The sequence below is a fragment of the Candidatus Pantoea formicae genome (assembly GCF_011752625.1).
In the GTDB taxonomy this organism is placed as follows: Bacteria; Pseudomonadota; Gammaproteobacteria; order Enterobacterales; family Enterobacteriaceae; genus Pantoea; species Pantoea formicae.
Genome location: NZ_VWXD01000003.1, coordinates 458,497 through 484,111, shown reverse-complemented (window position 1 = coordinate 484,111; position 25,615 = coordinate 458,497). Strand labels below are relative to the sequence as shown.

27 protein-coding genes, 1 pseudogene and 1 other annotated feature are annotated in these 25,615 nt (G+C 51.9%); of the genes and pseudogenes, 9 read left to right on the top strand and 19 right to left on the bottom strand.

Going from position 1 to position 25,615, the window contains the following annotated elements; all coding sequences use genetic code 11:
- Nucleotides 1–20: 20 nt before the first annotated feature.
- Both F3J38_RS10965 and cls read right to left on the bottom strand, forming a co-directional pair.
- Nucleotides 21–350 (bottom strand): HI1450 family dsDNA-mimic protein, encoded by a 330-nt coding sequence (locus tag F3J38_RS10965; RefSeq protein ID WP_196761379.1) that lies wholly within the window; start codon nucleotides 348–350, stop codon nucleotides 21–23.
- 37 nt (nucleotides 351–387) lie between these two features.
- Complete coding sequence (cls, locus tag F3J38_RS10960) at nucleotides 388–1,848, bottom strand: cardiolipin synthase (protein ID WP_167138273.1); 1,461 nt, start codon at nucleotides 1,846–1,848, stop codon at nucleotides 388–390.
- Nucleotides 1,849–2,010: 162 nt separating this feature from the next.
- Between cls and F3J38_RS10955 the strand changes: the two genes are divergently transcribed.
- Nucleotides 2,011–2,184 (top strand): YciY family protein, encoded by a 174-nt coding sequence (locus F3J38_RS10955; RefSeq protein WP_097117257.1) that lies wholly within the window; start codon nucleotides 2,011–2,013, stop codon nucleotides 2,182–2,184.
- A 16-nt stretch (nucleotides 2,185–2,200) separates the two neighbouring features.
- On the opposite strand, the gene F3J38_RS10950 is transcribed toward F3J38_RS10955, so the two are convergent.
- Nucleotides 2,201–2,371, bottom strand: coding sequence for a hypothetical protein (locus F3J38_RS10950; protein WP_167138272.1), 171 nt, complete (start codon nucleotides 2,369–2,371; stop codon nucleotides 2,201–2,203).
- Between the two features lie 3 nt (nucleotides 2,372–2,374).
- The gene (locus tag F3J38_RS10945; protein WP_167138269.1) at nucleotides 2,375–2,671 is read right to left on the bottom strand and encodes a YciI family protein; all 297 of its coding nucleotides are present in this window, start codon (nucleotides 2,669–2,671) and stop codon (nucleotides 2,375–2,377) included.
- Nucleotides 2,672–2,876: 205 nt separating this feature from the next.
- Between F3J38_RS10945 and tonB the strand changes: the two genes are divergently transcribed.
- Complete coding sequence (gene tonB, locus F3J38_RS10940; RefSeq protein ID WP_205298212.1) at nucleotides 2,877–3,617, top strand: TonB system transport protein TonB; 741 nt, start codon at nucleotides 2,877–2,879, stop codon at nucleotides 3,615–3,617.
- Nucleotides 3,618–3,676: 59 nt separating this feature from the next.
- Here tonB and yciA read toward each other — a convergent pair whose 3' ends face one another.
- From yciA to F3J38_RS10925, 3 genes are read right to left on the bottom strand one after another with little or no spacing between them, the layout of a single operon-like run.
- Nucleotides 3,677–4,093 carry an acyl-CoA thioester hydrolase YciA gene (yciA, locus tag F3J38_RS10935; RefSeq protein WP_167138264.1) on the bottom strand — a complete coding sequence of 139 codons (417 nt, stop codon included), beginning with the start codon at nucleotides 4,091–4,093 and terminating at the stop codon, nucleotides 3,677–3,679.
- Nucleotides 4,094–4,145: 52 nt separating this feature from the next.
- On the bottom strand, nucleotides 4,146–4,685 hold the full coding sequence (locus F3J38_RS10930) for a septation protein A (protein ID WP_167138262.1): 540 nt from the start codon (nucleotides 4,683–4,685) through the stop codon (nucleotides 4,146–4,148).
- A 59-nt stretch (nucleotides 4,686–4,744) separates the two neighbouring features.
- Complete coding sequence (locus F3J38_RS10925) at nucleotides 4,745–5,479, bottom strand: YciC family protein (RefSeq protein ID WP_167138260.1); 735 nt, start codon at nucleotides 5,477–5,479, stop codon at nucleotides 4,745–4,747.
- 309 nt (nucleotides 5,480–5,788) lie between these two features.
- Between F3J38_RS10925 and ompW the strand changes: the two genes are divergently transcribed.
- Entirely contained in the window at nucleotides 5,789–6,421 is a 633-nt protein-coding gene (gene ompW, locus F3J38_RS10920; protein WP_167138258.1) for an outer membrane protein OmpW, read from the top strand.
- Between the two features lie 54 nt (nucleotides 6,422–6,475).
- On the opposite strand, the gene F3J38_RS10915 is transcribed toward ompW, so the two are convergent.
- Together F3J38_RS10915 and F3J38_RS10910 are read right to left on the bottom strand one after the other, a co-directional pair.
- Complete coding sequence (locus F3J38_RS10915; protein WP_167138256.1) at nucleotides 6,476–6,793, bottom strand: hypothetical protein; 318 nt, start codon at nucleotides 6,791–6,793, stop codon at nucleotides 6,476–6,478.
- A gap of 70 nt (nucleotides 6,794–6,863) precedes the next feature.
- A complete protein-coding gene (locus F3J38_RS10910; RefSeq protein WP_167138254.1) occupies nucleotides 6,864–7,223 on the bottom strand; it encodes a hypothetical protein in 360 nt (119 codons plus the stop codon).
- A gap of 442 nt (nucleotides 7,224–7,665) precedes the next feature.
- On the opposite strand from F3J38_RS10910, the gene F3J38_RS28265 reads away from it, so the two are divergent.
- Nucleotides 7,666–7,794 (top strand): hypothetical protein, encoded by a 129-nt coding sequence (locus F3J38_RS28265; protein WP_255463724.1) that lies wholly within the window; start codon nucleotides 7,666–7,668, stop codon nucleotides 7,792–7,794.
- Nucleotides 7,795–8,500: 706 nt separating this feature from the next.
- Here F3J38_RS28265 and F3J38_RS10905 read toward each other — a convergent pair.
- The 6 genes and pseudogenes from F3J38_RS10905 to F3J38_RS10875 form a co-directional block, all read right to left on the bottom strand.
- The gene (locus tag F3J38_RS10905; protein ID WP_167138252.1) at nucleotides 8,501–8,815 is read right to left on the bottom strand and encodes a BON domain-containing protein; all 315 of its coding nucleotides are present in this window, start codon (nucleotides 8,813–8,815) and stop codon (nucleotides 8,501–8,503) included.
- Nucleotides 8,816–9,009: 194 nt separating this feature from the next.
- Nucleotides 9,010–9,813 (bottom strand): tryptophan synthase subunit alpha, encoded by an 804-nt coding sequence (gene trpA / locus F3J38_RS10900; protein WP_167138250.1) that lies wholly within the window; start codon nucleotides 9,811–9,813, stop codon nucleotides 9,010–9,012.
- Entirely contained in the window at nucleotides 9,813–11,006 is a 1,194-nt protein-coding gene (gene trpB, locus F3J38_RS10895) for a tryptophan synthase subunit beta (protein WP_167138248.1), read from the bottom strand. Before trpB ends, trpA begins: the two co-directional genes overlap by 1 nt.
- A gap of 46 nt (nucleotides 11,007–11,052) precedes the next feature.
- Nucleotides 11,053–12,420, bottom strand: a complete 1,368-nt coding sequence (gene trpCF / locus F3J38_RS10890) for a bifunctional indole-3-glycerol-phosphate synthase TrpC/phosphoribosylanthranilate isomerase TrpF (RefSeq protein WP_167138246.1) — start codon at nucleotides 12,418–12,420, stop codon at nucleotides 11,053–11,055.
- Between the two features lies 1 nt (nucleotide 12,421).
- Nucleotides 12,422–14,015 (bottom strand): annotated as a pseudogene (trpD, locus tag F3J38_RS28110) (bifunctional anthranilate synthase glutamate amidotransferase component TrpG/anthranilate phosphoribosyltransferase TrpD).
- On the bottom strand, nucleotides 14,015–15,577 hold the full coding sequence (locus F3J38_RS10875; protein ID WP_167138242.1) for an anthranilate synthase component 1: 1,563 nt from the start codon (nucleotides 15,575–15,577) through the stop codon (nucleotides 14,015–14,017). Before F3J38_RS10875 ends, trpD begins: the two are co-directional and overlap by 1 nt.
- Nucleotides 15,578–15,601: 24 nt before the next feature.
- Nucleotides 15,602–15,706: a sequence feature (Trp leader region), on the bottom strand.
- A gap of 154 nt (nucleotides 15,707–15,860) precedes the next feature.
- On the opposite strand from F3J38_RS10875, the gene rnm reads away from it, so the two are divergent.
- Both rnm and F3J38_RS10865 read left to right on the top strand, forming a co-directional pair.
- The gene (gene rnm / locus F3J38_RS10870) at nucleotides 15,861–16,745 is read left to right on the top strand and encodes an RNase RNM (RefSeq protein WP_167138240.1); all 885 of its coding nucleotides are present in this window, start codon (nucleotides 15,861–15,863) and stop codon (nucleotides 16,743–16,745) included.
- Nucleotides 16,746–16,757: 12 nt separating this feature from the next.
- A complete protein-coding gene (locus F3J38_RS10865; RefSeq protein WP_084934142.1) occupies nucleotides 16,758–17,378 on the top strand; it encodes an L-threonylcarbamoyladenylate synthase in 621 nt (206 codons plus the stop codon).
- Here the strand turns inward: F3J38_RS10865 and F3J38_RS10860 are convergent, their stop codons facing one another.
- Complete coding sequence (locus tag F3J38_RS10860) at nucleotides 17,379–18,035, bottom strand: serine protease (RefSeq protein WP_167138238.1); 657 nt, start codon at nucleotides 18,033–18,035, stop codon at nucleotides 17,379–17,381. It lies immediately after the preceding gene.
- 821 nt (nucleotides 18,036–18,856) lie between these two features.
- Here F3J38_RS10860 and rluB point away from each other — a divergent pair.
- The gene (rluB, locus tag F3J38_RS10855) at nucleotides 18,857–19,759 is read left to right on the top strand and encodes a 23S rRNA pseudouridine(2605) synthase RluB (protein WP_167138236.1); all 903 of its coding nucleotides are present in this window, start codon (nucleotides 18,857–18,859) and stop codon (nucleotides 19,757–19,759) included.
- Between the two features lie 36 nt (nucleotides 19,760–19,795).
- Here rluB and cobO read toward each other — a convergent pair whose 3' ends face one another.
- Nucleotides 19,796–20,383 (bottom strand): cob(I)yrinic acid a,c-diamide adenosyltransferase, encoded by a 588-nt coding sequence (cobO, locus tag F3J38_RS10850; RefSeq protein ID WP_167138234.1) that lies wholly within the window; start codon nucleotides 20,381–20,383, stop codon nucleotides 19,796–19,798.
- Complete coding sequence (locus F3J38_RS10845; protein ID WP_167138232.1) at nucleotides 20,380–21,144, bottom strand: YciK family oxidoreductase; 765 nt, start codon at nucleotides 21,142–21,144, stop codon at nucleotides 20,380–20,382. The genes cobO and F3J38_RS10845 overlap by 4 nt, the downstream gene beginning before the upstream one ends.
- Nucleotides 21,145–21,319: 175 nt before the next feature.
- Between F3J38_RS10845 and sohB the strand changes: the two genes are divergently transcribed.
- The gene (gene sohB, locus F3J38_RS10840) at nucleotides 21,320–22,366 is read left to right on the top strand and encodes a protease SohB (RefSeq protein ID WP_167138230.1); all 1,047 of its coding nucleotides are present in this window, start codon (nucleotides 21,320–21,322) and stop codon (nucleotides 22,364–22,366) included.
- Nucleotides 22,367–22,392: 26 nt separating this feature from the next.
- Here sohB and F3J38_RS10835 read toward each other — a convergent pair whose 3' ends face one another.
- The gene (locus F3J38_RS10835; RefSeq protein ID WP_167138228.1) at nucleotides 22,393–22,641 is read right to left on the bottom strand and encodes a YciN family protein; all 249 of its coding nucleotides are present in this window, start codon (nucleotides 22,639–22,641) and stop codon (nucleotides 22,393–22,395) included.
- 370 nt (nucleotides 22,642–23,011) lie between these two features.
- Here F3J38_RS10835 and topA point away from each other — a divergent pair, with 370 nt between their 5' ends.
- Nucleotides 23,012–25,609: a type I DNA topoisomerase gene (topA, locus tag F3J38_RS10830; RefSeq protein WP_167138226.1), complete on the top strand. Its 2,598-nt coding sequence runs from the start codon at nucleotides 23,012–23,014 to the stop codon at nucleotides 25,607–25,609.
- The last annotated feature ends 6 nt before the right edge of the window (nucleotides 25,610–25,615 follow it).

Here is a 25,615-nt window from a genome sequence, read left to right as displayed (position 1 = left end):
GTTTTATGCGTTGCAGAAGATTATTCACGCCACAGAATATGACACAGCTTATGGTCTTTCTCACGGCACAGCAGCACGCGGGCGAACACATCGGTGATCGGTTCACCATCGGCTTCACCCAAACCAATGACCACTTCGGCGAAGAAGTCAGGGTTAAGATCGAAGTCGACATGCTCCTGCCAATCTTCAGCGGGATCAAACAACTCAGCGCCGCCGCGCTCTTCAAACTGCAGATTGAACAGAATAATGTCAGCCGGGTCGAGGTTGTCACCAGCCAGCTCAAGAAAGATATCGTAAGCCTGTTCCAGCGTTTCATCTTCAGTGAGGCGATTATTTAAATCCATGGTCATTCCTGCTTGCCCTAAGGCGGTAATATTTCCGCTCGTTTTACAGTAAAGGGCTAAAGAAGTAAAACAGTCGTTCAACGATACGCTGCCACCACGCACGTTTAGCCCAGCGCGCGCCATCAAGCAAACGTGAACGGGCAATGTAATCATCTTGTACGGTGGCTAAATCGCTGCCAAAGCCATCATCATCCACCACCAGCGTGATTTCAAAATTGAGCCACAGGCTACGCATATCGAGGTTAACCGTCCCCACCAGGCTGAGCTGACCGTCAACCAGCACGCTCTTGGTGTGTAGCAGACCATCTTCGAACTGATAGATCTTTACGCCTGCCTCGAGCAACTCGGTGAAGAAGCCACGGCTGGCCCAGCCAACTAATAGAGAATCATTGTGGCGGGGCACCACAATACTGACTTCAACCCCACGCAAGGCTGCGGTACAGATAGCGTGCAGCAAGTCATCGCTGGGGACAAAATAAGGTGTCGTCATAATCAGCTGCTCACGCGCTGAGTAAACAGCCGTAAGCAACGCTTGGTGAATCATATCTTCCGGAAAACCGGGGCCAGATGCGATGACCTGGATGGTATGACCGCTCTCTTGTTCAAACGGCATGATGTTACCGTCCGGAGCGGGGGGCAAAATGCGCTTGCCGGTTTCAATTTCCCAGTCGCAGGCGTAAACGATGCCCATGGTGGTGGCCACAGGGCCCTCCATGCGCGCCATCAGGTCAATCCATTGCCCAACACCCGCATCTTGTTTAAAGAAGCGTGGATCCACCAGATTCATGCTGCCGGTGTAGGCAATATAGTTATCGATCAACACCACCTTACGGTGCTGGCGCAAATCCATGCGTCGCAGGAAGACACGCAGCAGGCTGACTTGCAGAGCCTCAACCACATCAATACCGGCATTGCGCATCATATTGGCCCAGGGGCTGCGGAAAAACGCCACGCTGCCGGCTGAATCCAGCATTAGACGGCAATGTACGCCGCGACGTGAGGCTGCCATCAGTGACTCTGCCACCTCATCAGCCAGACCACCGGGTTGCCAGATATAGAACACCATCTCGATATTGTGACGGGCTAACTGGATGTCGCGGATCAGCGCCTGCATCACATCATCTGAGTTGGTCAAGAGTTGAAGTTGATTACCTTTGACACCGGCAATCCCTTGGCGATGGCGGCACAATTCAAACAGCGACCGCGCGACATCACTGTGTTCGGTCGCGAAGATATGACGGCACTGCTTAAGTTCATTAAGCCATTTGGCGGTCGAGGGCCACATGGTGCGGGCTCGCTCCGCACGACGCTTACCAAGGTGGAGTTCACCAAACGACAGATACGCGATAATACCCACTAGCGGCAGAATATAGATGATCAGCAACCAGGCCATTGCAGAGGTAACGGCACGGCGCTTCATTAGAATACGCAGCGTCACACCTGCAATCAGCAACCAGTAACCAAACAGCAGCAACCAACTGATCAGGGTATAAAATGTGGTCATGCAGTGGACATCCTGTTCGCGCTTTGATGAGCAAAGTTTACGTGCTGAACCGCACTAGTGAAACCTTTAATCGTGAATGACAGTTCAATGAAGCTTTCGATTTGGCATTTTCAATCAGATCTTTATAATGCCTGGCGAGTTTAGCTTGGATGAGAGGATGTGATGAGACGAAGCAGAAATGAAGTCGCGCGCTGGAGAATGTTACGTCAGGTACACCGCCGTCGGGCGCGTTGGCTGGAAGGGCAGTCACGTCGCTATAAGCGTATTCATGCTATTCGCCATCAGGTCGCGCAGCAGCATCGCCGCTCTATCTTGTTCATCACGCAAAATATGTAAATGGCTTACGCGGCCGTTAAGCGCCGCGTAACACCAGAGAGACATTGACGATCTGTAATGCTGCTGCCAGCACAATTAACATCACAATGTGCTGTCGGGCCTGGCGCCATCCTTGCTGACGCCAAATCCATAGTGCTCTGCCAATGAGTGCAAAAACCGCCATCAGCAGTAAAACCGACTGCCACATCTACTAGAAAACGCGTTTGAAGGGTTTCACGGACACTTTTTCATAGACGCCAGCGGCAATATAGGGATCGTCATTGGCCCAGGATTGTGCGGTTTCAAGCGACGAAAATTCAGCAATGATCACTGAACCGGTAAAACCTGCTGGACCTGGATCGTTGCTATCGACAGCTGGCATTGGACCCGCGGCGATAAGACGACCTTCGTCATGCAGTAACTGCAAGCGCGCAAGATGCGCAGGGCGTACGGAATTGCGTTTTTCCAGTGAATCTGCGGTATCTTCCGCATAAATGACGTAAAGCACGATGGGGTACTCCCGTTAGACTTGCCGAAATTGCGAGACACGTTAAGTGATCGTTAATCAGAGTGCAAATGAAAGATAATTACGCTGCTAAATAGCGCAATTGGCGTTAAAAAAAGCCTTTATGGTCATGGCTTGCACATCGCTTATTGAAACTGATTGCTATTTGCATTTAAAATCTGCGCTTCACTCAATGAATATGACTGATATGACGACGTTGACTACGCCTCTTCCTACACGTACCCCCGTAGCTATGATCTTGTCCGTGGTACTCCACGGCTCACTGATTGCGGGCATTCTCTATGCATCGTTTCATCAGACCATTGAGGTTCCGAAATCATCTCCGCCGATTAGTGTGACGATGGTGGCACCTGAAGTACAGCCAGAACCCGCTCCTGCGCAGGTCACACCACCGCCTCCAGAGCCTGTGGCAGAACCGGAGCCAGAGCCAGAGGTCGCGCCTGAGCCGCCTAAAGTCGAGCCTGTGCCCATTCCGAAACCGGAACCTAAGCCGAAACCAAAGCCTAAGCCTAAACCCAAGGTTGAGAAAAAAGTTGAGCCGAAGCCGCGCCAGGAAGTGAAGCCACAAGAGAGCCCGGTTAAACAGGATGTCCCTACTACACAAACGCGCCCCACGGCTGCGCCTAAAAACAATCCTGCGCCGACTCAAACCGTTTCAGATGGTCCAAAAGCGCTGAATCAGAGTAAACCTATTTATCCTAGCCGTGCACAGGCATTGCGTATTGAAGGTAATGTGCGTGTTAAATTCGATGTGGATAGCGATGGCCGTGTTGATAACGTTGAAATTCTCTCGGCGAATCCGCGTAATATGTTTGAGCGCGAAGTGAAGCTGGCGCTTAGAAAATGGCGCTATCAACCGGGCCGACCGGGTACCGGCATAACTATGAACATTGTGTTCCGTTTTGACGGTGGCGCAAGCATTGAGTAAACAAACAGCTCACAATCCATAATAAAAAAAGCGGTCATCAACCGCTTTTTTTATCGCTGCTATTCGCCGAGATTCGCTCTTCCCGGTGGGAGTGGGCGGGATTTACCCGTGTTATCCACGGCGACATAGACGAAGACCGCTTCCGTCGCACAATAGGTCTGACCGATCGGTTCTGACGATACCTTTTTGATCCACACTTCTACATTGATGGTCATTGAACTGTTACCGGTGCGAATGCAACGCGCATAGCAGCTCACCACATCACCGACGGCCACAGGTTTCAGGAATGACATACCGTCCACGCGTACCGTGACGACACGGCCTTCGGCAATCTCTTTGGCCATGATGGCACCGCCCATGTCCATCTGCGACATCAACCAGCCGCCAAAGATATCACCATTAGCATTGGTATCCGCTGGCATCGCCAGGGTACGCGACACCATCTCGCCTTGCGGCAATTTATGTTTTTCGTCCATTGCTCAGTTCTTCTGCAGATGAAGAGAAGCCCGACAGTGTCGGGCGGGGTTCTTATTTTTGTTCTTGTTGCGGCATCTGTCGCCAGATGTACACGCCGCTTAAAAGCGTAAACAGTAGGGTCAGGCCGGTCAGACCGAACACTTTAAAGTTAACCCAAAACTCTTGTGATAACCAAAACGCAACATAGATATTGGCCAGGCCGCAGGCCAGGAAGAAGATCGCCCAGGCAATGTTCAGCCGACGCCACACGCCGCTTGGTAACTGCAGTTCTTTGCCGAGCATGGTCTGAATCAAGGGTTGTTTCATGAACCACTGGCTATAAAGCAGCGCCAGCGCAAACAGAGAATAGATGACGGTCACTTTCCATTTAATGAATTCATCATTGTGGAACACCAGCGTTAATGTTCCGAATACCGCGACCAGCACGAAGGTAAAGATGGTCATCTTTTCCAGCTTGCGATAGAGCACCCAGCTCACAACCAATGCCAATCCTGTTGCAACAATCAGGGCACCTGACGCGACAAAAATGTCGTACAGCTTGTAGAAAATAAAGAAAACTACCAGGGGAAGAAAATCGAGTAACTGCTTCATAGTGTTTCCAGTTAGGGCAGGATCGTTCAGTTAAGGCGCTCCGCAGAGCGCCTTAACCGTTAACGTAACAGCATATACAGCCGATACAAATAAATAATCAGGATGGCAGAAACCAGATTGCCCAGCGCGTTCATCACGACGGAAGCGATATTCACTGGTAATACCGTGAGTGATGAAACAAGGAACATCAACACGATTTTAGCCAGAAGCCACAGCACAATGGCTGGCGCGATGACTTTCATGTTCTTCCACGCCAGTTTCATACTGGCGCGCATGGCACCCATGACACCCATTTTCTCGCTCACCAGCATCACCGGCGCCAGTGACAACAGGATCGCCAGAATAACGCCGGGAACAATCAGTACCATAAAGCCGATTTGAACCAGCAAGGTGATCAGGAAGGTTTGCAGTAGCAGTTTCGGCAGTAAAGGTGCTGAGGCACCAATCGCACGCAAGGCGCTTACGCGTTGGCCGTTAGAAACCAGTGGGATCAGGCACAGCATTCCGCCCAACAACAGGGTGTTGCCAATCAGCGCAGCAAAGGTGCCAGCAGCGGAGGCGCGTAGCAAGATGCGTTGTTGGTCGGGTGACATATTCTGGACCAGCTCAAACAGCGATGTTGCGCTGTCATCGGCTTGGCTGAGCAACGATAACTGGTCTTCGCCTGGCGTTAATGCATGACCCACGATCACGGTAATGAACGACGTCAGCAATGCCATCAGCACAATAGTAACCAGCTGATGGCGCAGAAAATTTCCTGTGTCACGGTATAACGAGCTTGCCGTGATAGACATGTACTCTCCTTGATGGAACCGGGTTAATTAACCCGGCGATTGTACATGTTCTCCGGGCAGGCTGGCACCCGCAATACCCTAACTTTCTGTCAATCTGACGTAAAGAAGCGTTAAACCACGCAATCATGACGCCTGTCACGTTTCCACAACCAGTTCCAATTATGGCTATAACGCCAAAATTGATCTGAATCAATCCATTGTTTTTTAAGTGATTAATTTGAATTGATACAGATGATCTTTTACCAAAAAAGGGGTAGATCTTGTGCCGCATTCAACATTAAGACCCTACTTTTCAGCAAAGGAGTGATTATGAAACTGGCAAAATGCGCGCTGTTGATGGCTCTGGCCATTCCTCAATGGGCACTGGCTCATGAAGCGGGTGATTTCTTTATGCGAGCGGGTAGTGCCACCGTCCGCCCGACCGAAGGCTCTGATAATGTGCTGGGTATGGGTGGTTTTAACGTGAGCAACGATACGCAACTAGGCTTAACCTTCACGTACATGGCAACTGACAATATTGGTGTTGAGCTATTAGCCGCTACACCGTTCCGCCATAAGGTTGGATTGGGGCCAACAGGCAACCTGGCTACCGTGCGCCAACTGCCACCGACGTTGATGGCCCAGTATTACTTTTTTGAACGCAATAGTCCGGTACGTCCTTATGTCGGCGTGGGGATCAACTACACCACGTTCTACGATGCCAAATTTAATCAGACGGGTCAGGATGCAGGCCTAAGCGATTTAAGCGTCAAAGATTCTTGGGGTATTGCCGGTCAGGTGGGGATGGATTATCAAATTAACCGCGACTGGATGCTCAACGCCTCACTGTGGTACATGGATATCGATACCGAAGTGAAATTCAAAGCCAACGGTGAACAACAGAACATTAATACGCGTATTGATCCGTGGGTGTTCTTCTTTGGTGTGGGCTACCGCTTCTGATGGAGCCATAACGCGACGTCATCCCGTCGCGTTATGCAGTAAAGTTACAGGCGATTAGACGGGGAAATGTCTTACCGCTTTCAGTTGCTTCTCCTTGGGTTTTTTAGGCGGCTTTTTCGCCCCACACAAGGGGATCAGAGGAGGGGGATTAACGGGAGCAACTTTGGCATGCGTCACGTCAGACAAACAGTGGGGGCAGTAGTGGATGTTGCTGTATTGCATCAATGATACGGTTAATGCCTGCGCTGGCGTATAGCAGCTGCCAATAAACGAACGGGAATCAGGTCGTGGTAAATACTGACAGCCTTCTTTATGCAGCAGCACAGTTCTCGAGGTATGTTGTGAAACATAATATTTAATTGATTTATACATAATATGTCCGTTTGCTGTGTGCGAGTCGTGAAGGAGACTCAAAGTTTAATGAGTGACGTGCGGGTATAAATTATAATTTAGCGTATTCAATATTATTTAAATCTGAACATTTCACGATGGCCTGAAAATCCACCGGGTTACCCCGATCGTTGAGCGTAAAAGGGATGAGAAATTCAGTACCTTCTTTCTTTACCTCATTACTATGAAATAATAATGAATTCATCGTGATAAGCTGTCTCCCTGACATTTCAGGATGCGGACTCCCGACTAAATCTTTTTTAACTGACGTTATTGCATCGTTGCTATGAATCTTAAGGCAAATCATCTGATCTTGCGGGTTTCCTGTGGGTTGCGAAGCAACTTCATAACCGGAACCACACAGTAAAATTCCTAAGGTGCATAACAATCCAAGCTTAGCAGTAGGTTTCATTTCGATACTTCCTTTTTTATTATAATTCTCAGCTAGTGTCGTGGATATTTATTGCGCACACAATATTAATTTCGACATTAAGCTTAACGCCGACTAATGGAATTATTTTTATTATGGGTAATTTTCTTAATTTTATTTGTCCGTTCAGTGCCAATCCTGTCAAGTGTGAGGAAAGCTAACAACAGGGCAAATCAATAGCATCGAGCATCTAAGTGAAACTCATTCAGATAAACTGGTGAACAGGGGTGAAAATGAAAAAAAGAGATATCAGCTATAAGGAAATCGTGGTTTCACTTTATTATTGAGTGGTACTAGTCGGGAGAATTTGACAGCTTATGTGGCAAAAATAAAGTTTCAGGTACGCGACCAATGTGGCGGCGATCGGGCTCACGATGGAAAAAAAAGCGGCCCGAAGGCCTAATGCCTCTCAGTTAAGGATTAGGTGATAACGCAGTCTGGTGCTGCTCTGGGGCTGGCGGTACAGGTGATAACGCAGTCTGGTGCTGCTCTGGGGCTGGCGGTACAGGTGATAACGCAGTCTGGTGCTGCTCTGGGGCTGCTGTTCAGGTGATAACGCAGTCTGGTGCCGCTCTGGGGCTGGCGGTCCTCGCGCCGCTGACGCGGTACCTTCACTTCACTCGTCCGCCTGACGGACCGGTGCAGACGGGACTTTCCCTGTCCCGGCTCCACCTTTCGCCAGCATCCATGCTGGCTCTCCTGGCTTCCTCATTCCGTTCAGCGCTGCGAAATGCCCGCCCCAGAGCGGCACCAGCCTGCTTGCTAACATTTGTTTACGCTGCTGGAAAGGGCGCAATGACCCAGGCGATAGCGTTTTTAATGCTACAAAGGGCGAGATGGCTCAGGCGATAGCACTTTTACTGCCACAAAGGGCACAGTGTCTGAGGCCACAGCGCCTCTGATGCTGCAAGGGCTATTCGCAGCGCTGAGGCGGAGACGTTGTGCCAGGAGCCAGTCGCAGGGATGCGACAGGCAGTTCGGGTAGGCCTGGATGGCCGTACCCGAACGGTCCGGCCGGCATGACGTTGCAGCCGAGGGCACCGCGAAGCGGCGCGAGGACGGCCCGGCAGCAGCAGAGGTGCTGTGGTCCGCACTCAATCGCGCACCCGGTAGCAGCGGTGCTGTGGCCCGCACCAACATGCCCACCCGCGCATAATAAAAAAGGCTGCCATTTTAAGAAAATGACAGCCTCATCTGAAGAGCCCCTTAGCTGACAAGCATTAGGCCCGAAGGCCGCCCATGATGCTCGCTAAATGCTGTTACTTAATCTGCATATTGTTAACGACAGATTTCACTCCTTCGACACTGCGGGTCACGGTTACGGCGCGATTTGCCATCTGCGGTGAGCTGACAAAGCCGCTCAACTGCACTTTACCTTTGAAGGTTTCTACATTGATCTCGGTCGATTTCAGCGATTCGTCGTGTAATAGCTGAGCCTTAACCTTGGTCGTGATCACCGTATCATCAATGTAGCCCCCGGTGCCTTCCTGTGTAGCGGTTGGTGCACAGGCGCTGAGTGTCAGTGCCATAAATGCAGCCATCAAAAATCCTGCAACGACTTTGAAAAAATTCATTGGTTATCTCCCTGTCTTAGATGGTATTTCACCGCAACGAGACGGTGCATCTAATTGTGGTCTGGGCTTGGCAAATCAGCAAATCACGGAGTGTGAAAAAGTTTGAATGGTGTGGGTTTTGACACTTATTGATCTAATACGAGGAGGGAGACAAGAAAGACCTTACTCGCCGAAACGAATAAGGTCTTGATCACTTAACGGGTACCCGCTTTCAAATTGCTAACGAAGGCTTTCAGCTCTGCCAGCAGTGTTGCCGGTTCATTCTGATGGCGTTCGATGATTTTAACGATAGCCGATCCGGAAATAGCACCTGCTGCGCCTGCGGCAATCGCTTCCTTAACCTGGCTGGCTTCTGAGATGCCAAAGCCCTGTAGCGGAGGCGCTGCGTTATATGCACTCAGCTTTTCAATCAAATGATGCAGTGGCTGACTGGCGCGGTTCTCTGCACCGGTGACGCCTGCGCGTGACAGCAGATAAGTGTAACCACGGCCGTGTGAGGCGATTTCACGCAGCAAATCATCATCAGCATTGGGTGGGCAGATGAAGATGGGGGCGACGTTGTGGCGCATCGCGGCCTGGCGGAAGGGGGCAGACTCTTCAACTGGCACATCGGCAACCAATACCGAGTCCACGCCAACCGCCTCACACTGAGCATAAAAGTTATCAATGCCTTTGCTGAACACCAGGTTAGCGTACATCAGTAACCCAATCGGCAAATCAGGATACTTTTGGCGCACGGTCGCGAGGATTTCGAAACACTGCGCAACGGTCGTACCAGCGGCGAATGCACGGAGTGTTGCTCCCTGAATCGTCGGGCCATCCGCTAAGGGATCGGAGAACGGGATGCCAAGCTCTAAGGCATCGGCACCGCCCTCGACCAGCGTATCGATGATCTTCAGTGACAATTCGGGTGAAGGATCGCCAAGGGTTACGAAAGGTACAAATGCCCCTTCTTTTTTGGCCGACAGACGTTGAAACAGCTGATTATAACGTTCCATCAGATCTCTCCCTTAGCTTTCAAAATATCGTGAACGGTGAAGATGTCTTTATCGCCACGACCAGACAGGTTGACGACCAGTAACTGCTCTTTTTCTGGATTCTCGCGGATCATTTTCAACGCGTGAGCCAGGGCATGAGAGGATTCCAAAGCCGGAATGATGCCTTCCGCGCGGCACAGCTCTTTGAATGCCGAGAGCGCTTCGTCATCGGTGATGGAGACATACTCTGCACGACCAATGCTGTTGAGATGGGCGTGCTGAGGACCGACCGATGGGAAATCGAGACCCGCAGAAATAGAGTAAGATTCCTCAATCTGCCCCTCTTCAGTCTGCATCATCGGTGCTTTCATACCGAAGTAGATGCCCACGCGGCCATGTTTCAGTGGCGCACCGTGTTCACCGGTTTCAATCCCGTGACCGGCAGGCTCCACACCGATAAGTCCCACGCTGGTTTCATCGATAAAGTCGGCAAACATACCGATCGCGTTAGAACCGCCGCCGACGCAAGCCAGAACAGCATCAGGCAGACGACCTTCACGTTCAAGAATCTGTGCTTTGGTCTCTTCACCAATCATACGCTGGAATTCACGCACAATAGTGGGGAACGGATGAGGACCGGCCGCCGTGCCGAGCATGTAATGCGCGGTTTCATAGCTGCCAGACCAGTCGCGTAACGCTTCGTTACAGGCGTCTTTCAGCGTGGCGGAACCGCTGTGCACCGGGATCACTTCAGCGCCCATCAAACGCATGCGGAACACGTTTGGTGATTGACGCTCAACGTCTTTAGCACCCATATAAATACGGCATTTCATACCCAGCAGGGCGCAGGCCAGAGCGGAAGCAACACCGTGTTGACCGGCACCGGTTTCAGCAATGATTTCATTCTTGCCCATACGCTTAGCCAACAGCGCCTGACCCAAAACCTGGTTGGTTTTATGCGCGCCGCCGTGCAGCAAATCTTCACGCTTCAGGTATAAGCGGGTTTTAGTGCCTTTGGTCAGGTTGGTGCACAATGTCAGGGCGGTTGGGCGCCCGGCATAGTTCTTCAGCAGGTCGGTAAACTCCGCCTGAAACGCTGGATCACGTTGTGCTTCGACAAACGCGTTTTCCAGCTGGCGCAGGGCCGGCATCAAAATTTGCGGCACATATTGACCGCCAAACTCGCCAAAATAGGGATTCAATAACGTGGTCATCTTTTCATCTTCCTTATTCGGCCCGCGCAGGGGCGGGCTCGCGAAATTAATAAGCGCGCAACGTGCGAAACACTGCTGCGACTTTACTGGCATCTTTGATGCCTGGCGCGGATTCGACACCGGAGTTGAAGTCCAGCCCCGCACAGCCAAGTTGTGCGGCTTCAACGCAATTGTCTGCGCTGAGCCCACCCGCCAGCAGCACATTGCTCAGGTCTTCACCCTGCAGCAATGACCAGTCGAAACGCTGTCCGCTGCCACCTTGGCCATTATCAAATACGTAGCGATCAACATGCGGCCAATCGCGGGCTGGAAGGTGACTGCTGATGCTCAGCGCCTTCCAAATTTTCACCTCTTCAGGTAAGGCGTTACGCAGTTCTGACACGAACGCGGGGTCTTCGTCACCGTGCAGTTGCACTGCGGTGAGGTTCAGTGATGTCGCTTTCGCCACAATGTCACTGAGGGACGCGTTACGGAATACACCCACGTATTTCAGTGGCGCAGCCTCCATCACGCTTTGAGCTTGTTCAGTGCTGACTTTACGCGGCGAGCCTTCAGCAAAAATGATCCCGCCATAAATGGCGCCCGCTTCATACGCACTGCGTGCATCTTCAGGGCGAGTCAGGCCGCAAACTTTATTGTCGCCCAACAGTACGCGACGTACGCCAGCATTGAGGTCCGCTTCTTCCATCAACGCTGAGCCAATCAGGAAACCATTTGCAAAGTGGCTTAACTCACGCACTTGTGCGTAGTTGTGAATGCCTGACTCACTGATCACGGTCACACCGTGGCCCAGACGCGGCGCCAGTTGGCGCGTGCGGTTCAAGTCAATCGACAGGTCGCGCAGATCGCGGTTATTAATACCCACCACTTTAGCTTCCAGCGCAATTGCCCGCTCCAGCTCTTCTTCATTACTGACTTCAGTCAGAACGCCCATCTTCAAACTATGCGCAACGGCTGCAAGTTGACGGTACTGTTCATCATCCAGCACCGATAGCATCAGCAGGATGGCATCAGCCTGATAGTGGCGCGCGAGATAAATCTGGTATGGATCGATGATGAAGTCTTTGCATAACACCGGTTGCGTGATCGCAGCACTGACAATCGGCAGAAATTCAAAGTCGCCCTGAAAGTACTTTTCATCCGTTAATACGGAAACGGCGGAGGCGTAATGGCGATAGACACCCGCGATAGCAGCCAGGTCGAAATCTTCGCGAATCAGCCCCTTAGACGGTGACGCTTTCTTGCATTCAAGGATAAACACCGTGCGTGTGCCGCGCAGTGCATCGTAAAAGTGACGTCCCGCAGGTTGTAAGCTGTTCTGGAAGGTGGACAGCGGCTGCTGTGCCTTACGTGCTTCAACCCAGACGGCCTTGTCCTGAACAATTTTCTCTAAAACGGTGCCCTTAATGCTCATCTCATCCTCTCGCTGCCAGAGCCACAACGCGCTCGTACGCCTGACCGCTGCGGATGGCGGTAATGGCACGCTGTGCGTTGTCGCGCAGATCTTCATTTCCAAATACTTTCAGCAACATTGCGACATTCACCGCAACGGCCTGCTCATGGGCGGGCTGGCCTTTACCCTGGAGTAATCGCGTCAGAATGTCACGGTTTTCTTCCGGGGTGCCGCCTGCCAGTGCTTCTTTATCATGGAAGCTAAAACCGAAGTCTTCTGGCGTCAGCTGATAACTGGTGATCTCACCGTCACGTAATTCTGCAACCTGTGTTGGGCTGTGCAGGGCAACCTCATCCATACCGCCACCGTGCACGACGGCCGCACGTTGATAGCCCAGTACTTTCAGGGTTTGAGCAATCGGCAGCACCAGTTCTGGGCTGTAGACACCAATCACTGCTAACGGAGGACGCGCAGGGTTAATTAATGGCCCCAGTACGTTGAACAGCGTGCGGGTTTTCAACTGTTGACGCACCGGCATCGCGTGACGGAAGCCACTGTGATACTGCGGGGCAAACAGGAAGCAGACGTTAAGATCGTCCAACGCCTTGCGCGCTTTCTCGGCTGGCATGTCCAGGTCAATGCCAAAAGCCGCGAGCAGATCGGATGAACCGGATTTGCTGGATACGCTGCGGTTGCCATGTTTCGCCACTTTCAACCCGCAGGTTGCTGCCACAAAGGCACTGGCTGTAGAGATATTAATGCTGTTGCTGCCGTCGCCGCCAGTGCCGACAATATCGGCAAAGGTGTAGTCGGGGCGTGGGAAAGGCTTCGCATCTTCCAACAGTGCGGTGGCTGCCCCGGCAATTTCCTCCGGGCGTTCGCCACGGACTTTCATCGCAATCAGCGCGGCAGCGAGTTGAGTCGGCTCAAGCTGGCCCTTAATAATGGCGCTGAACAGCTGGTGGCTTTCGGCCTGGCTCAGGGTTTCTGCCTGATACAGTTTTTCCAAAATAGTTTGCATCATAATCTCCCTATTACTTCGCCAGCGCCCAGGCCAGCGTTTGCTCTAACAGACGCGCGCCCTGGGTGGTGAGAATGGATTCGGGGTGGAACTGGAAGCCACACACACGGTCGGCATCGTGGCGCACGGCCATCACCATGCCGTTGTAGCTGGCGTTAACGGTCAAGTCGGCAGGTGTATTGCTGCCAACCAGCGAGTGGTAACGTGCCACGGGCAGTGGATTGCTCAGCCCGGTAAACATCGCTTCACCATCGTGGTTAATAGCAGAGGCTTTGCCGTGCAGAATCTCACCGGCTTGACCGACGTGACCGCCATAGGCTTCGACAATCGCCTGATGGCCGAGGCAGATGCCAATGATGGGCAGGCGGCCGCGCAACGCTTGCAGTAACGCAGGCATGCATCCCGCATCTTTTGGTGCGCCAGGTCCGGGAGAAAGCATCAGCACGGGATTCTCCATCTGCTGCAGGCGTTCAATTAACAGTTCAGCAGGCACGTTGTTACGGTAAATCACCACGTTATGACCAAAGGTACGTAGCTGGTCAACCAGGTTGTAGGTAAAGGAGTCGATGTTATCGAGCAGCAGGATATCGGCCATCAGAAAATCTCCTTGCAGTGATGGGCAGTGGCGATGGCACGCAATACCGCGCGCGCTTTATTGCGGCTTTCATCGGCTTCCGCTTGAGGTTGAGAATCGAGCACCACGCCCGCTCCGGCTTGAACCGTGGCAACACCGTCTTCCACCCAGGCAGAGCGAATGACGATGCAGGTGTCGAGATCGCCATGAGCGGTGAAGTAACCGACCGCACCGCCGTAGCTACCGCGACGCGTGCCTTCTTTCTCGGCAATCAACTGCATCGCGCGGACTTTAGGTGCGCCGCTCAAGGTGCCCATGTTCATGCATGCTCGATAGGCATGCAGGACATCGAGATCGTTGCGCAGCGTTCCCACCACGCGGGATACCAAATGCATCACAAACGAGTAACGGTCCACTTTGGTCAGGTCTGCCACATAGCGGCTACCCGGTACACAGATGCGCGCCAAATCGTTACGAGCCAAATCCACCAGCATCAGATGCTCTGCCAGCTCTTTGTGGTCGGTGCGCATTTCGAGTTCGATACGGCTGTCCAGGTCACGGTCCAGTGAGCCGTCTGCATGACGTCCACGTGGGCGCGTGCCGGCAATCGGGTAGATCTCAATCTGGCGTGAAGTAGCGTCATACTTCAGTGAGCTTTCCGGTGAGGCACCAAACAGCGCGAAATCCTGGTCCTGCACGAAGAACATGTACGGGCTGGGATTGCTGTGCTTTAGCGTGTCGTAAGCCGCCAGTGGTGAAGGGCAGGGCAATGAGAAGCGGCGCGATGGCACCACCTGGAAGATTTCGCCAATGCGAATCGCTTCCTGCATCTCACGTACCACACTGCAATACTCTTCATCGCTCTGATTGGTGCTGAGCACCATGTGCTCAACGCGCTGTACCGGTAACGCTGGGGCAGGTTGCGTCATCTGGCCGCGCAGTTGCTCAATGCGGCTCTGCAGGCGCTGGAATTCACTGGTCGAGGGGCTAAACAGGCTCGCTTGCAGGCGGGCGCTGCGTGTCTGATGGTCGATCACCAGTAACGTCTCGGCCAGGTAGAAGCAGTAATCCGGGCAGCTCTGTTCGTTACGTAATGATGGAAGGTCTTCAAAACCGGCAACCAGATCGTAAGCGAACAAGCCACCGAGGAACATGGCTTCACGCTCTTCAACTGGGCTGTTGACCAGTTGAGGAATTAGGCGTAGCGCATCGAATACCGATAGTGCTTTCAGGCGTGAGTCTTCATCATGCAAACCCTGCGGCTGAGGGAAGTGCAGTTCGCGGCCATCTGGACGAGCCTGAATGCGCACTTCTTGCGGCAGGGCTTCGTCCAGCAGCGGCAGAATTGCGCGGCCATTTTCGGAGAGAGCTTGCAGCGTGACGACATTGCCCAGCGCGCTGATGCGCAAGGCGCTATCCACAATCAGCAGACTCTTCAGATTTTGTTTGCTGTCGATATCGGCAGATTCAAGCAGCAACGTTGCTGGACGTGCGCCGCAAATTTGATGAAACACTGCGGCCGGATCTTCGCGGTAGGGCGCGGTACCGGTAATCAACTTCAATGTAGGTTTCGCATTAGCCATTATTGTGTTCTCTAAATTTCGCTCAAAAAAAAGCCCGCTCGGTGGCGGGCTCAGGTATCTGCACAGCGGTTACGCAAATTGTGCACGACGACGTCGCCCGTTTAAGGGATTATCGCGCCACCAACCTTTTGCATGCGTAACGAAAACAGCCATGATTGAATACCCTATGCGTGTGAACTTGTGTACTAGTTAACTGGTTCGGGTGAAAAATGTCAATACCCTTTTTCAGTCTGGGACAAAATCGTTATCATGCCAGCCGGTTTACGCAGTTGCTGGAGTTACCTTGTCGGATATCGCCCGTTTTCCCCTCTATGATTTACACAGCCATACGCAAGCATCGGATGGTTTGCTGACACCGACTGCACTGGTGCAGCGTGCCGTTGATATGAAAGTCGGCGTGCTTGCTATCACCGACCACGACACCGTTGCGGGTGTGGAGGAAGCGCAACAGGCGGTGCTGCAACAAGATTTACCGCTTCATATTCTGGCGGGACTCGAAGCCTCCACCCTGTGGGAAAATCACGAAATTCACATTGTGGGCCTGAATGTTGATTGCCAGCATCCGGCCTTGAGCGAATTTCTCGCGCAGCAGCATCAATGCCGCGCGGATCGCGCGTTGATGATTGCGGAACGGCTTGAACGTGCACGCATACCGGACGCGTTAGCGGGCGCCCAACGCCTGGCACAGGGCGGAGTGATAACCCGCGGCCATTTTGCCCGCTATCTGGTCGAGATAGGCAAAGCGGATAACATGGCACAGGTATTTAAGAACTACCTTGCGCGCGGGAAAACCGGCTACGTGCCGCCGCAATGGTGTACAATTAAACAAGCTATTGATGCCATTCATCATTCTGGTGGTGTCGCCGTACTCGCACATCCCGGCCGCTACGGCTTGTCGGCGAAGTGGCTTAAGAGATTGATTGCCCATTTTGCTGAAGTCGGGGGGGATGCGATGGAAGTGGCGCAGTGTCAGCAAGCTCCCAACGAACGGACACAGCTGGCGACTTATGCGCGCGATAATAAACTGGCGGCATCGCAGGGATCAGATTTTCACCAACCCTGTCCGTGGATAGAACTGGGGCGAAAATTGTGGCTTCCGGGCGGCGTGGAACCCATTTGGGAACGTTTCCCCGAGTTAGCACCGGCCGCGGCTATTGCAGACAGGTGATATGAGGTTTTTATGAGTCAATGTTTTCACATTCATCCCGATAATCCACAGCCGCGCTTGGTGAATCAGGCGGTAGATTACCTTAACAAAGGTGGCGTCATCGTCTACCCAACCGACTCCGGCTACGCGCTGGGCTGTCGTTTGGAGGAGAAGAATGCCATGGAGCGCATCTGTCGTATTCGTCAATTAGATGGCAACCACAACTTCACGCTGATGTGTCGTGATCTGTCTGAACTGTCAACCTATTCGCAGGTTGATAACACGGCGTTTCGTATCCTGAAGAACAATACGCCAGGCAGCTATACCTTCATTCTGAAGGCGACCAAAGAAGTCCCACGTCGTTTGATGAATGATAAACGTAAAACCATAGGCTTACGCGTACCTTCAAATCCCGTGGCGTTGGCCCTGTTGGAACGTCTGAATGAACCCATGATGTCAACCTCGCTGATGTTACCGGGCAATGACTTCACCGAATCCGATCCAGAAGAAATTCAGCACAGCATCGGTAAGCTGGTGGATCTTATTCTTGATGGCGGCACACTTGGCCAGCAGCCAACAACCGTGATTGATCTCACCAGCGATACACCCGTTGTGGTGCGCGAAGGGGTCGGCGACACGCGCCCGTTCCTCTAATCACACGTGGCCGGGCGGCGTTAACGTTGTCGGGCCAATATTCTGTTCCAGCCAATGCTTGAAATCGCCATAGGGAATATACAGTGAGACATCTTTGAGGATGACTTGCTTGCTGCGTATATTGGAGATTTCATGGCTATAGCCGACAATGACACCGCCAATCGTTTGGTCAGCATTATATACCGCGCCGCCTGACATTCCTTGCACAACACCAGCATTTGATGCCATCGCCATACAGGGTTTTTTATTCCATTTATTGGTAATTGCGGTGCGCGCTAAATTAACGCCGCTGGATTCAACCGGCATGGCTGAAATAAAGCTGTAACCGTACATCTTAATCGGCTCACCAATCTTACTGGTGCGGAATTTAGCCAGGGTTTCAGGACTATTCTTGTGATAGATAATGGCAACATCACAATAGGGATGATAAGCCTTAACGCGCTGAACAGCAGTCGTCGCCACGTGCGCAGCTGTCAGACTATATTCAGGTGTTAACGGGATGGTGGTGCCGAGGATACCCAAACCCAGCACTGTCGGGATGCCCGTCACGCTCATATCAACGTGTTCAAGCGCCGTACGACTGTACTCAGTGTGGCCCACGGAACAACCGCTCAGTGCCAGCGCGGCAAGCGCAGGCCAAAGCAGGGTGGTTCTCATGATGAGTTGCCTTTATTTTTTAGCATGTCAGGAAAATCCCTGGTGAAGACTTTCGACATGCAAATTAAATTCATTCCGTGAATGAATAAACGCGTCATTTCCCGTGCGCGCCGGTTTATATTATCAACGAAATGACTCAGTGATCGTTAATGGCTTGTTAGATAATCAAGTGTAAATAGTAAAGATTACGCTTTGAAAATACGACGCACCGGATTTCAGGGTTAAATTTTACACATATTTTTTATCAGAACAATTCATCAAATTTAATCTGAATCAAATAATGTGAAAATACAGACTTAATCCAACCTGCAGTGCCAATTAACTGGCAATTTAAAATTAATAGAATAATGCCCCTTATTTATCTCATGTATTTAGAGTTTTATGCTGTTTTGAAATTTGGCTTTAGATTTTATGTTTGGGATTATCCTTAAGCACGGTGAGCAATGCTACCAAAGTAGTCTTGAGGTGAGCTAATGTATCATAAGGCTAAAGTGGGGTGAATAACCAAGCTCAGGGAGGTGGAGGCAAATGTTAAAAATTCAGTGACTTGGCGTCATCTGCACTTTAGGTGCGTTTGGCAATCAATCAGATAAACAAATATATTCATGAGTGGCACTGATTCTGTGACGTAGCCTTTGGCCTTTATTATCGGCAGCAAAGGAAAAGGTGTTAACGAAACTTGCGTTAGTGTAAAATCGCGGGCCGCATAAGATTGCCGAAGTCAGGCAAAGCGGTAACAGATTCTGATATGGGAATTGGTAATCCCTGTATCGTACCTCTTCTTACCACGACGCCTGGGAAGGCGACAACGAGGCTGCTCCATGAGCGAGAAACTACAGAAAGTATTAGCGCGCGCCGGTCACGGTTCGCGTCGCGAAATCGAAACAATGATTTCAGCCGGACGCGTCAGCGTCGATGGCAAACTGGCGACGCTGGGCGATCGCATCGAGAATGATAAATCTCTGAAAATCCGTATTGATGGCCATCTGGTTTCAATTGCTGAATCCGCCACTGAAGTGTGCCGCGTGCTGGCGTATTACAAACCAGAAGGTGAACTCTGTACCCGCAATGATCCTGAAGGTCGCCCAACCGTGTTTGATCGCTTGCCACGTCTGCGTGGTTCGCGTTGGATCGCCGTCGGTCGCTTGGACGTTAACACCTGCGGTCTGATGTTATTCACGACTGACGGTGAGCTGGCTAATCGCTTGATGCATCCAAGCCGTGAAGTTGAGCGTGAATACGCAGTACGCGTGTTTGGAGAGGTCGATGACGACAAAATTCGCCAGTTAAGCAAAGGCGTGCAGTTGGAAGATGGTCCGGCGTCGTTCAAAACCATTAAGTTTGCTGGCGGTGAAGGCATCAACCAGTGGTACAACGTTACCCTGACGGAAGGCCGTAACCGTGAAGTTCGTCGCTTGTGGGAAGCTGTGGGCGTGCAGGTAAGCCGTCTGATGCGTGTGCGCTACGGTGACATTCAGTTGCCTAAAGGCTTGCCGCGCGGTGGCTGGATGGAAATGGAATTACCCGCAGTGAACTACCTGCGTACGCTGGTGGATATGCCAGAAGAAACGGTGACCAAAGTTGCGGTAGAGAAAGATCGCCGTCGTACTAAGGCTAACCAGATTCGTCGTGCGGTGAAACGCCACAGTAATGTAAGTGGTAGCCCGCGCCGTGGTGGAGCAAGTAGCAGTCGCGCGGGTACCAGTAAAAAACGTGGTGCCTGATGCTGTTTTGACGCCGCAGTTTGCGGCGTCACTGTTTTACCAATCTATTCCCTGCTGTGCCTGAATTCCCGCGTCAAACGCATGCTTCACAGGCCGCATTTCCGTCACGGTATCCGCCATATCCAGCAAGATGCGATGACAACCCCGGCCTGTAATGATCACACTTTGATGAGCGGGACGTTGCGTCAGCGCATTCACCAACTCATCCAGATCCAGATAATCCATGCTGACCATGTAGGTGATTTCGTCGAGAATCACCAAGTCTAATTGCGTATCAGCCAGCATACGCCGCGCTTCTTGCCATACCTTTTGGCAGGCGAGGGTGTCGGTTTCTCGGTTCTGCGTGTCCCAGGTAAAACCCGTGGCCATGACCTGAAACTCGACGCCATGCTGTTCAAGCAGATTGCGTTCACCGTTAGGCCATTCCCCTTTAATGAACTGCACCGCCGCAACAGCTTTACCATGCCCACAGGCGCGCAAAGCCGTGCCAAAGGCGGCCGTGGTTTTGCCTTTGCCGTTGCCCGTGAATACCATCAATATCCCACGTGATTCCGTTGCAGCGGCAATGCGTGCATCCACCTGTTCTTTCAGACGCTGCTGGCGTTGCTGATGGCGGTCACTCATGCGCTGGCAGGTCCTGGTTTACGCCCGGGTTGAGCATCAAAACTGATGCCGGTTTTGCGTCGGCTATCGTCGCCCATTAAATAGAGGTAGAGCGGCATCAAATCGGCCGGGGTCTTCAGTAAATTGGCATTCTCATCAGGGAAAGCACTGGCGCGCATTTTGGTGCGTGTGCCGCCAGGATTGATGCAGTTGACTCGTAGAGGGCGATTTTTATATTCATCGGCCAGCACTTGCATCATGCCTTCTGTCGCGAATTTCGACACTGCATAAGCACCCCAGCCTGCGCGTCCTGTGCGTCCTACGCTCGATGTGGTAAACACCAGTGAACCCGCATCGGACTTCAGCAGCAGTGGCAGCAGGGCTTGCGTCAAATAAAAGGTCGCATCGAGATTAATTTGCATTACCTCGCGCCAGACGCTGGGATCAAGCTCGGCCAGCGGCACGATTTCGCCAAGGATACCGGCATTGTGGAGCACACCATCAAGACGTGGCACCAGGGCTGCAACCTGCTCAGCTAACTGCTCGCAGTTTTCTGGCGTGGCCTGTAATAGATCAAGCAGCAAATAAGAGGCAGGTTGCTTATTGAGCTGATTAATTGCCTGCTCGGTTTGTTGCAGCGTTTCGGCGTTGCGGCCAATCAAGATAACGCGAGCACCATAGCGTGCGTAGGTCAGCGCAGCTTCACGGCCAATGCCGTCTGAAGCGCCGGTGACGAGAATAATGCGATTTTCCAGTAGATCGCTTTTCGGTTGATAATGCACAGCGATGTCCTATGGCAGGTCAAAGGGGTTTTTGGCTTTATGCCTCAATTCGTCCCAAGGTGCAATCGCTGAACCTCGCAATCTGTGCCGCCTGCGGGCATTTCAGGCGACGAATGCGCATAAAGCGGGTAAACTCAGCGTTTGATTGTAATTCACTGTTTAATAAGGCGGCAGAATGGATTTACTCTCCAGTTATGGATTATTTCTGGCCAAGGCCGTCACAGTCGTCGTGGCGGTTGCAGCTATTGTTCTGATTGTGCTCAATGCCGCAATGCGTAAACGTCACAGCGGCGGTCAGCTGCGCTTAACCCATCTCGATGACGAATATCGCGAGATGAAGGAAGATTTGCAGCTGGCTAAGATGAAGCCGCAGGCACAAAAAGTATGGCTCAAGCAGCATAAAAAAGAAGAGAAGCAGAAGGCCAAAACAGAGAAGCGCAACGCCAAAGCGGGTGTGAGCGAAGCAGCCAAGCCAACGCTTTATGTCTTAGAGTTCAAAGGCAGTATGGATGCGGGTGAAGTCAGTTCGTTGCGTGAAGAGATCTCAGCCGTTTTGGCGGTCGCGGTGCCGGGTGATGAAGTGTTACTGCGACTGGAAAGCCCGGGTGGCGTGGTTCACGGTTATGGCCTGGCGGCCTCGCAATTGCAACGCTTGCGCGATGCTGGTCTGCAACTGACGGCGGTGGTGGACAAAGTCGCCGCCAGCGGTGGTTATATGATGGCCTGTGTAGCCGATCGCATTGTCGCTGCACCTTTCTCTATTATTGGTTCGATTGGCGTCGTTGCGCAGATTCCGAACTTTAACCGCCTGCTTAAGCGTAATGATATTGATGTGGAACTGCACACGGCCGGTCAATACAAACGTACGTTGACACTGTTTGGTGAGAACACCGACGAAGGGCGCGAGAAGTTCCAGGAAGATCTCAACGAAACGCATCAGCTGTTCAAAGATTTTGTTCAGCAGATGCGCCCGACGCTCGCACTGGATAAGGTCGCGACTGGCGAGCACTGGTATGGTCGTCAGGCGCTGGACTTGGGTCTGATTGATGAGATCGGCACCAGTGATGCATTGATTATTAAACAGATGGATCGCTTCACCGTTCTCGGTGTGCATTATGCACGTAAGAAGAAAATGATGGATCGCTTTACCCACAGCGCCAGCCTGGCGGCAGAGCGGTTAATTCTGAAAATATGGCAGCGCGGTGACAAGCCGCTGTTGTAAGCGAGCCCGGCTGATGCCGGGCTTTTTTATGCCAGATGATAGTGCGTGGAAAGATCAACGGCGAGGTGTTTAAAGACGTTAAACACCGCCGTGGTTTTCGCGGTCGGTAAGCCGTCTTCATCGAGAAAATAGGGGCCGCGAAACACCAGCACGCTACCTTGCTGAATCACGTCGTGTGCTTCCATGCCAGCCAAATAATCATCGTGCTGTTTAATCATCTGATTGGCTATTTCCAGTAACGCCTGGCGTGAAATGGATTCCGTTTCTGCTGACATTTTTCACCTCTTTTTTGACAGCGATTATTCTCCTTCTATATTACTTGCCAGTTAACGCGTTCAGCAAATCTCCATCTGCCAGCAAAACTGGCGCAAAATTAACCAGAATGCTAATTAAGTTGCGTAACGGATTTTATCAGGTAGAGTGTGGGCGATTCAGCTTTCAGGGAGATCACACCCGGATGTGTGATGCTGTCAGATGGAAAACTCGCTCCTAATCATAAAGTTGCATAAGTCGATGCAATCTGACCTGAGATTATCCCCGCTGCCTTGAAAAGTGAAAAGCTGGCAGCAATATTGAACCCGTTGGGTTTTGGGGCATCCAATCCTCTCCCGTTTATCAGGACGTTTCAATTAGGTAAAGGTACATATGGGTAAAGCACTCGTAATCGTTGAGTCCCCGGCAAAGGCGAAAACAATCAATAAATACCTCGGTAATGACTACGTGGTGAAATCCAGCGTGGGTCATATCCGTGATTTGCCGACCAGCGGTTCAACTGCCCGTAAAAGTGCCGACGGGGAAAAAGCGAAAACAGGCAAAAAGGTCAAGAAAGATGAGAAGGCCGCGCTGGTCAGCCGTATGGGTGTCGATCCTTGGCATGGTTGGGAAGCGGACTATCAAATTCTGCCTGGCAAAGAGAAAGTTGTTGCTGAGCTGAAAAACCTGGCTGCAGATGCAGACCACATCTATCTCGCAACCGACCTTGACCGCGAAGGGGAAGCCATTGCGTGGCACCTGCGGGAAGTGATCGGTGGCGATGACAAGCGTTTCAGCCGCGTGGTGTTTAACGAAATCACCAAAAATGCGATTCGTCAGGCGTTTGAAAAGCCGGGCGAACTGAATATTGAGCGCGTTAATGCGCAACAGGCGCGCCGGTTTATGGACCGTGTCGTAGGCTACATGGTCTCCCCGCTGTTGTGGAAGAAGATTGCCCGTGGCTTGTCTGCTGGCCGTGTTCAGTCTGTGGCTGTGCGTCTGGTGGTTGAGCGCGAGCACGAAATCAAAGCCTTTGTGCCGGAAGAGTATTGGGAAATCAATGCTGACTTCACCACGCCAAAAGGTGATGATCTGGCGATGCAGGTGACGCATCAAGGCGATAAAGCATTCCGTCCGGTTAATCGTGAACAAACGCACGCCGCCGTCGCTGTGTTGCAGAAAGCTCGTTTCGATGTGCTGGATCGTGAAGACAAGCCGACCAGCAGCAAACCTTCTGCACCTTTTATTACCTCCACGCTGCAACAGGCTGCGAGCACGCGCCTGGGCTTTGGCGTGAAAAAAACCATGATGATGGCACAGCGTCTTTATGAAGCGGGTCATATCACTTACATGCGTACCGACTCCACGAACCTGAGTCAGGATGCGGTGGCGATGGCACGAGGTTATGTCGAGAAGAATTTCGGCAAGAAATACCTGCCGGAATCGCCGACCACCTACGCCAGTAAAGAGAATTCGCAGGAAGCGCACGAAGCGATTCGTCCTTCTGATGTCAACATTGCTGCTGAACAGCTGAAGGACATGGAAGCGGATGCGCAGAAGCTGTATCAGCTTATCTGGCGCCAGTTCGTTGCCTGCCAGATGGTGCCTGCACAGTATGATTCCACTACGCTGACCGTGGGCGCGGCGGACTTCAAATTGAAAGCGAAAGGGCGCACGCTGCGTTTTGACGGCTGGACCAAAGTGATGCCAGCGCTGCGTAAAAATGATGATGATTTAACACTGCCGCCGGTGAATGTGGGCGACAAGTTGGATCTCAAAGAGTTAATGCCGAGCCAGCACTTCACTAAACCGCCTGCGCGCTTTAGTGAAGCGTCTTTAGTCCGTGAGCTGGAAAAACGAGGCATTGGACGACCTTCGACCTACGCATCGATTATCTCCACCATCCAGGATCGTGGCTACGTGCGAGTTGAAAACCGCCGTTTCTACGCGGAGAAAATGGGCGAAATTGTTACCGATCGTCTGGAGCAGAACTTCCGCGAGCTGATGAACTATGACTTCACCGCGCGTATGGAAGATCGCCTTGACCAGGTCGCGAACAATGAGGCGCAGTGGAAAGCTGTACTGGACTCTTTCTTCAGTGATTTCAGCCAGCAGTTAGGTCAGGCTGAGAAAGAGCCGGAAGAGGGGGGCATGCAGCCGAACCAGATGGTGCTGACCACCATCGATTGCCCAACTTGTAGCCGCCAAATGGGGATTCGTACCGCGAGCACCGGTGTATTCCTTGGGTGCTCTGGTTATGCATTGCCACCTAAAGAACGTTGTAAGCAAACCATCAATTTGATTCCAGAAAATGAAGTGCTGAACATTCTGGAAGGCGATGATGCGGAGACCAACGCTTTACGTGCGCGCCGCCGCTGCCAGAAATGTGGCACGGCGATGGATAGCTACCTGATTGATAATCAACGTAAGCTGCACGTTTGTGGTAATAACCCAGAATGTGATGGCTACGAAATCGAGCAGGGTGAATTCCGTATCAAGGGCTATGATGGTCCTATCGTAGAGTGTGAGAAGTGCGGTTCTGAAATGCACCTGAAAATGGGACGTTTCGGTAAGTACATGGCTTGTACCAACGATGATTGTAAAAACACCCGTAAAATTCTACGCAACGGTGATGTTGCACCGCCGAAAGAAGATCCGGTTCCACTGCCAGAGCTAGCATGTGAGAAATCAGATGCTTACTTCGTGCTACGTGATGGCGCTGCGGGCGTGTTCCTGGCGGCCAATACTTTCCCTAAATCGCGTGAAACCCGTGCGCCGTTGGTGGAAGAGTTACAACGTTTCGCCGATCGTTTACCGGAAAAGCTGAAGTATCTTGCTGAAGCCCCGGCTGCCGATCCAGAAGGGAACAAAACCCTGATTCGCTTTAGCCGTAAAACCAAGCAGCAGTATGTCTCCTCTGAAAAAGAGGGTAAGGCGACGGGCTGGTCGATGTTCTACATTGATGGTAAGTGGCAGGAAGCGAAAAAATAATTCCTC

Excerpts from the sequence above, each read along its gene's own strand:
- F3J38_RS10965 (WP_196761379.1), bottom strand. The coding sequence starts at position 350 with ATGACCATGGATTTAAATAATCGCCTCACTGAAGATGAAACGCTGGAA.
- cls (WP_167138273.1), bottom strand. The coding sequence starts at position 1,848 with ATGACCACATTTTATACCCTGATCAGTTGGTTGCTGCTGTTTGGTTAC.
- F3J38_RS10955 (WP_097117257.1), top strand. The coding sequence starts at position 2,011 with ATGAGACGAAGCAGAAATGAAGTCGCGCGCTGGAGAATGTTACGTCAG.
- F3J38_RS10950 (WP_167138272.1), bottom strand. The coding sequence starts at position 2,371 with ATGTGGCAGTCGGTTTTACTGCTGATGGCGGTTTTTGCACTCATTGGC.
- tonB (WP_205298212.1), top strand. The coding sequence starts at position 2,877 with ATGACGACGTTGACTACGCCTCTTCCTACACGTACCCCCGTAGCTATG.
- yciA (WP_167138264.1), bottom strand. The coding sequence starts at position 4,093 with ATGGACGAAAAACATAAATTGCCGCAAGGCGAGATGGTGTCGCGTACC.
- F3J38_RS10930 (WP_167138262.1), bottom strand. The coding sequence starts at position 4,685 with ATGAAGCAGTTACTCGATTTTCTTCCCCTGGTAGTTTTCTTTATTTTC.
- F3J38_RS10925 (WP_167138260.1), bottom strand. The coding sequence starts at position 5,479 with ATGTCTATCACGGCAAGCTCGTTATACCGTGACACAGGAAATTTTCTG.
- ompW (WP_167138258.1), top strand. The coding sequence starts at position 5,789 with ATGAAACTGGCAAAATGCGCGCTGTTGATGGCTCTGGCCATTCCTCAA.
- F3J38_RS10915 (WP_167138256.1), bottom strand. The coding sequence starts at position 6,793 with ATGTATAAATCAATTAAATATTATGTTTCACAACATACCTCGAGAACT.
- F3J38_RS10910 (WP_167138254.1), bottom strand. The coding sequence starts at position 7,223 with ATGAAACCTACTGCTAAGCTTGGATTGTTATGCACCTTAGGAATTTTA.
- F3J38_RS10905 (WP_167138252.1), bottom strand. The coding sequence starts at position 8,815 with ATGAATTTTTTCAAAGTCGTTGCAGGATTTTTGATGGCTGCATTTATG.
- trpA (WP_167138250.1), bottom strand. The coding sequence starts at position 9,813 with ATGGAACGTTATAATCAGCTGTTTCAACGTCTGTCGGCCAAAAAAGAA.
- trpB (WP_167138248.1), bottom strand. The coding sequence starts at position 11,006 with ATGACCACGTTATTGAATCCCTATTTTGGCGAGTTTGGCGGTCAATAT.
- trpCF (WP_167138246.1), bottom strand. The coding sequence starts at position 12,420 with ATGAGCATTAAGGGCACCGTTTTAGAGAAAATTGTTCAGGACAAGGCC.
- F3J38_RS10875 (WP_167138242.1), bottom strand. The coding sequence starts at position 15,577 with ATGGCTAATGCGAAACCTACATTGAAGTTGATTACCGGTACCGCGCCC.
- F3J38_RS10865 (WP_084934142.1), top strand. The coding sequence starts at position 16,758 with ATGAGTCAATGTTTTCACATTCATCCCGATAATCCACAGCCGCGCTTG.
- F3J38_RS10860 (WP_167138238.1), bottom strand. The coding sequence starts at position 18,035 with ATGAGAACCACCCTGCTTTGGCCTGCGCTTGCCGCGCTGGCACTGAGC.
- rluB (WP_167138236.1), top strand. The coding sequence starts at position 18,857 with ATGAGCGAGAAACTACAGAAAGTATTAGCGCGCGCCGGTCACGGTTCG.
- cobO (WP_167138234.1), bottom strand. The coding sequence starts at position 20,383 with ATGAGTGACCGCCATCAGCAACGCCAGCAGCGTCTGAAAGAACAGGTG.
- sohB (WP_167138230.1), top strand. The coding sequence starts at position 21,320 with ATGGATTTACTCTCCAGTTATGGATTATTTCTGGCCAAGGCCGTCACA.
- F3J38_RS10835 (WP_167138228.1), bottom strand. The coding sequence starts at position 22,641 with ATGTCAGCAGAAACGGAATCCATTTCACGCCAGGCGTTACTGGAAATA.
- topA (WP_167138226.1), top strand. The coding sequence starts at position 23,012 with ATGGGTAAAGCACTCGTAATCGTTGAGTCCCCGGCAAAGGCGAAAACA.